Annotated in this window: 5 protein-coding genes; 2 read left to right on the forward strand and 3 right to left on the reverse strand. The window is 72.3% G+C overall.

Annotated features, from left to right (window positions below):
• The 3 genes from ABZ281_RS35650 to ABZ281_RS35660 form a co-directional block, all read right to left on the reverse strand.
• The coding region (locus ABZ281_RS35650) for a coenzyme F420-0:L-glutamate ligase (RefSeq protein ID WP_356662217.1) at nt 1-143 on the reverse strand (143 nt) is incomplete at its 3' end.
• Nucleotides 144-211: 68 nt separating this feature from the next.
• Nucleotides 212-1,171 (reverse strand): 2-phospho-L-lactate transferase, encoded by a 960-nt coding sequence (gene cofD / locus ABZ281_RS35655; RefSeq protein WP_356662214.1) that lies wholly within the window; start codon nt 1,169-1,171, stop codon nt 212-214.
• 115 nt (nt 1,172-1,286) lie between these two features.
• On the reverse strand, nt 1,287-1,793 hold the full coding sequence (locus tag ABZ281_RS35660) for a cysteine dioxygenase family protein (RefSeq protein ID WP_356662215.1): 507 nt from the start codon (nt 1,791-1,793) through the stop codon (nt 1,287-1,289).
• A gap of 657 nt (nt 1,794-2,450) precedes the next feature.
• Here ABZ281_RS35660 and ABZ281_RS35665 point away from each other — a divergent pair.
• Nucleotides 2,451-2,714: a WhiB family transcriptional regulator gene (locus ABZ281_RS35665; RefSeq protein WP_010034659.1), complete on the forward strand. Its 264-nt coding sequence runs from the start codon at nt 2,451-2,453 to the stop codon at nt 2,712-2,714.
• Between the two features lie 164 nt (nt 2,715-2,878).
• Nucleotides 2,879-5,518: glycosyltransferase family 2 protein (locus tag ABZ281_RS35670; RefSeq protein ID WP_356662216.1), on the forward strand; the 2,640-nt coding region annotated here is incomplete at its 3' end.

Here is a 5,518-nt window from a genome sequence, read left to right on the forward strand (position 1 = left end):
ACGATCCGGCCCTCCGCCTTGGACACGATCTTCGAGGTGATGAGCAGCACGTCCCCGTCGGCCAGGCCGGGCTCGGCGGCGGCGATCAGCTTGGCCAGGTCGTCCCCGGCCGCGACCTCCGGTATTCCGCCCACGGCCCACACCCGGTACCCGTCGGCGCCCCGCTCCGCTCCGGTGGCCTCGGCACGCGAGCCGGGGGAGGAATCAGCGCTCACGCCCCCCGCACCTCCTCGGCCAGCGCCAGCGCCTCCTGGGCCATCCGCGCGGTCGCGTCCGTGTCGCTCATCATCAGCGGCACCGCCCGGCAGCGGATCCCGGCGGCCTCGACCTGCTCCACCGCGCCCGCGTCCACCGAGTCGACGAGCCAGCCGTCGAGCAGGCCCGAGCCGTAGTGCTCGGCCACCGCCGTCGCGGTCGACTCGACACCCACGGCGGCGAGCACCTTGTCGGCCATGCCGCGCACGGGCGCGTCACCGACGATGGGGGAGAGGCCGACGACCGGCACTCCGGCGTCGGCGATCGACTCCCGGATGCCGGGCACGGCGAGGATCGTGCCGATCGACACGACCGGGTTGGAGGGCGGGAAGAGGATCACGTCCGCCTCGGCGATGGCCTCCAGGACACCCGGCGCGGGCTTCGCCTGGTCGGCGCCCACCGGCACGACGGCCCGGGCGGGCACCGAGGCGCGCAGCCGCACCCAGTACTCCTGGAAGTGGATCGCCTTGGTCTCGCCGTCCATCTCGACGGCCACATGGGTCTCCACGCGGTCGTCGGACATGGGGATCAGCCGCACGCCCGGCTTCCAGCGGTCGCACAGCGCCTCCGTCACCGCGCTCAGCGGGTATCCGGCGCCGATCATCTGCGTCCGCACGATGTGCGTGGCGAAGTCGCGGTCGCCGAGGCCGAACCACTCGGGCCCGACGCCGTACGCAGCGAGCTCCTCCTTGAGGTGGAAGGTCTCGTCGGCGCGACCCCAGCCCTGCTCCTCGTTGATGCCGCCGCCGAGCGTGTACATCACCGTGTCGAGGTCCGGGCAGACCTTCAGCCCGAAGAGGTGGATGTCGTCCCCGGTGTTGCCGATGACCGTGATGTCCGCGTCCGGGACGGCCCGCTTCAGACCACGCAGGAACCGGGCACCGCCGATGCCGCCTGCCAGAACCACAATGCGCATGGGAGCCAGTCTTGCAGGCGCCTACGACAACCGGTCGGCGGCTTCGGCAACCGGTCGGCGGCTTCGGCAACCCGTCGGCGGGCCTCGGCGACCGGCCGGCGCCTACGGCAACGGGTCAGGCGGTCAGCGCGCCCGGCAGGGTGCGGGCCTCGCAGTGCGGGGCCGTGTGCATCGGCATCTCGGTGAGGCCCGGGTAGTAGACGTGCAGGCTCACCGCCGGCTCCAGCGCGTCGTTGACGACTTCGTGCACGTATCCCGGCGCGAACACGCGCTGCGCGCCCGCCCGCAACGCGCGCGTGCCCCGTTCCGTGCGCTCGGTCAGCGTGCCGTCCAGGACGGTCAGCACACCGGAGGAGGGGCCGTGGTCGTGCAGTCCGCTGCCCTGGCCGGGCACCCAGGACAGCAGCCACACCTCGTAGCCGGGGCCGGTGCGCAGCCGGTGGTACCAGCGGCTGGCCGCGTCGTACCGGACGAGGTGCTCCCACCGGGAGCGGTCCTCGGCGAGGGAGCGGGCCAGTCCGGCGAACTCGGCGACGGTGGCCGGGTGCTCGCGCGGGGTCTGGAGGAGGTGGGTGACTTCGAGGATGTCGCCGGCGATCTGGAGGTCGCTGTCGCTGTTCATGGGGTGCGTGGTTCCTCAGTGAAAGAAGGTCAGAGGGAACGGGAGCCGAGATACGGGTGGCTCGGCCTTCAGCTGGAGCAGGTGGGGCTCAACAGCTGGAACAGCAACAGCTACAGCGAGCGCGGGCAGCACCGTGGGACCCGGCGGTGCGGGTCGAGGTGAGCGCCAAGTTCGCAAGCATGCCCACAAGGACACCGGTTCACACCTTCACTGTCAACTCGACACCCGGTATGTGGGATGTGGTTCACCTCATCCGGTCGATCGCTCAGATGAAAGGTTTGTTCATGGCCCGCCCGGGACACATGGCGTCCAACCGGGCGCACAAACCCCGTTGCGTACTCGTGATCCGAATGTGATCCGTTTCGCTTCGACGTGCGTGTCGGAACGAGATCGAACTCCTGGGCGTCCTTCTCCGTACGGGTCTGCAAGGGGTCCGTCGGAAGGTGTGAGCCCTCAGGGGCTCTGTCTGTGTGTCAGGTTTTATGCTGATTTGAACACTTTCCGCATGGGCTTGGTTCCGCAGAGTGAATAAGGGGCTCAATAGCAGATCTCGGCTTGACTCGCCCGGAGCAGCACACTTGTAATTTCACTCGTGTCGTTCAGCCGGAATCGGTAACGGCTAGATCACGGGGACGCGAAGACAGACGAGGGGCGCACATGACCGAGACGGTGCAGCAACTGCTGGTCGACGACGCGGACGAGGAACTCGGCTGGCAGGAGCGCGCGCTGTGCGCCCAGACCGACCCCGAGTCCTTCTTCCCCGAGAAGGGCGGCTCGACCAGGGAGGCCAAGAAGGTCTGCCTCGCCTGCGAGGTCCGCTCCGAGTGCCTTGAGTACGCCCTCGCCAACGACGAGCGATTCGGCATCTGGGGCGGCCTGTCCGAGCGGGAGCGCCGCCGGCTGAAGAAGGCCGCCGTCTGACCCTCACCCCTCCTTCGTGAACGGCCCGTCGCCCGTGGGTTATCCACAGGGCGGCGGGCCGCCTTCCGTGCAGCCGATAGTGTGGTCGCTCGTCCGAGACGCCCCGCCGCCCCCCACCGGGCGCAGGCGTCCCCGCAGTCCACCGAACCGGGGCCCGTACCTCGATGTCCGTGCACAGCCACCCGGCAGCTCATCACGACACCGCTGCCACACCTGAGTTCCCGCGTCATGTGGTGACCGCGGTCCTCGTCTCCCACGACGGCGCCCGCTGGCTGCCCGACGCGCTCGCCGGACTGCTCGGCCAGGAGCGACCCGTCCAGTACGCGATGGGGGCCGACACCGGCAGCGCGGACGCCTCCGCCCAGCTGGTCACCGACGCCCTCGGCGCCGACCGGGTGCTGCACCTCGCCCGCCGCACCGGCTTCGGTCAGGCCGTCGAGGAGTGCGGCCGCATCGCCCCGGTCCTCACCCCGGACGAGCTGCCCTACCTGAAGCGCCCCAGCGGCTGGGACCCGGTCACGCGCTCGTGGCGCGACGACGCCTACGACCTGCCCGAGCTGCCGCACGGCGAGCCGGTGCAATGGCTGTGGCTGCTGCACGACGACTGCGCCCCCGACCCGGACGCCCTGGCACAACTGCTGCGGGTCGTGGAGAACGAGTACGAGCTGGGCCGCGAGGACGTGGCCGTCGTGGGGCCCAAGCTCCGCGGCTGGTACGACCGGCGGCAACTGCTGGAAGTCGGTGTCTCCATCGCCAACTCCGGCCGCCGCTGGACCGGCCTGGACCGCCGCGAACAGGACCAGGGCCAGCACGACCACGTCCGGCCCGTGCTGTCGGTGTCCACCGCCGGCATGCTCGTCCGCCGCGACGTCTTCGAGCAGCTCGGCGGATTCGACCGCCACCTGCCCCTCATGCGCGACGACGTAGACCTGTGCTGGCGCGCCGCCGCGGCCGGCTACCGCGTCCTGATCGCCCCCGAGGCGGTCGTCCGGCACGCCGAGGCCTCCAGCCGCGAGCGCCGCACGGTCGACTGCATGGGCCGTACCGCGGCCTCCCCGCACAAGGTCGACAAGGCCGGCGCCGTCTACACCCTGCTCGTCAACTCGCGGACGGCCGTCCTCCCCTGGGTGATGCTGCGGATCGTGCTCGGCACCCTGCTGCGCACCGTGGCCTACCTCGTCGGCAAAGTCCCCGGACAGGCCGTCGACGAGATCCGCGGCCTGATGGGCACCCTGCTGCGGCCCGAGCGGATCCTCGCCGGGCGACGCGGCAGAGCCGCGCCCCAGATCGACAAGGGCGAGCTGCGGGCGCTGTTCCCGCCGCCCGGCGCGACCGTCCGCGTCACCGTCGAGCAGGTCGCGAGCAGCCTCGTCGGCCGCTCCGACCCGGAGGTCGCGGCCGGTGCCGGACGGCACGGCAGCGCCGTCGAGTCGGGCCCCGGCGGCGACGACGCCGACTTCCTGGAGATCGAGCAGTTCGCCCGGCTCAAGCGCGTCGCGCGCAAGCCCGGCCCGGTGCTCTTCCTGGTGCTGCTGCTCGTCTCCCTGGTCGCCTGCCGCCAGCTCCTCGGCGGCGGCGCGCTCGCCGGCGGCGCCCTGCTGCCCGCCCCGGCCGACTCCGGCGAACTGTGGTCGCGCTTCCTGGACTCCTGGCACCCGGTCGGTGCCGGCGGCACCTCGTCGGCCCCGCCGTACATCGCGTTCGTGGCGATGCTGGCGTCCCTGCTGTTCGGATCGACCGGCCTGGCCGTCACGGTCCTGCTCGTCTGCTCGGTGCCGCTGGCCGGTGTCGCCGCCTACTTCGCCTCCCGCCCGCTCGTCGAGTCCCGGCTGCTGCGCGCCTGGGCGGCCGTCGTCTACGCCTTCCTGCCCGCCGCCACCGGCGCCCTCGCCGGCGGCCGCCTCGGCACCGCCGTCCTGGCCGCGCTGCTGCCGCTCATCGCCCGCGCGGGCATCGCGGCCGGCGGCCTGACGAACTCCTCCGGATCCCGCGGCAGCTGGCGCGCCACCTGGGCCTACGCCCTGCTGCTGACCATCACCACGGCCTTCACGCCGATCGTCTGGCCCATCGCGCTGCTCCTCGGCGTCGGACTGCTGGTGCTGCGCCGGAGCGACATCACGGCCTACGGCCTGCGCTTCCTCGCCCAGCTCGGCACACCCCTGCTGCTGCTCGCGCCCTGGTCGCTCACGCTGCTCCCCTTCGGCTTCTTCAGGGAAGCGGGCCTCGCGTACGGCTCCTCGGCGGCCTCCGCCGTCGATCTGCTCGGCGCCAGCCCGGGCGGCCCCGGCACCGTCAGCGGCCTCATGCTCATCGGCATCGTGCTGGCCGCCCTCGCCGCCCTGGTCCGCACGGAGCGACAGTCGGGCATCTGGACGGCCTGGGCGGTCGCCCTGGTCGGCTTCGTCTTCGCGGTCCTGTCCAACAACTCCACCTGGGCCGGCCCGGCGACCCTCGTCTACGGCCTCGCCCTCCTTGCGGCCGCCGCGCTCGGCGCCGACGGGGCACGCGCGCGTGTGGCCGAGCAGAGCTTCGGCTGGCGCCAGCCGGTCGCCGTGCTGATCGCCTTCGCCTCGGCCGCGGGCCCGCTGCTCATCGCCGGCGGCTGGATGATCCGCGGCGCCGACGGCCCCCTGGAGCGGCGCGACCCGACCCAGGTCCCCGCCTTCGTCGCCGAGGAGAGCGGCACCCGCGACCAGGCCCGCACCCACGTCCTCGACAGCGACTCCGGCGCCCACGTCGGCTACATGCTGGTCCGCGGTTCCGGCGCCCGCCTCGGCGACGGCGAGATCGCCGCGGGCGACGGC

This window comes from Streptomyces sp. NPDC006265 (genome assembly GCF_040613555.1).
GTDB lineage: Bacteria > Actinomycetota > Actinomycetes > Streptomycetales > Streptomycetaceae > Streptomyces.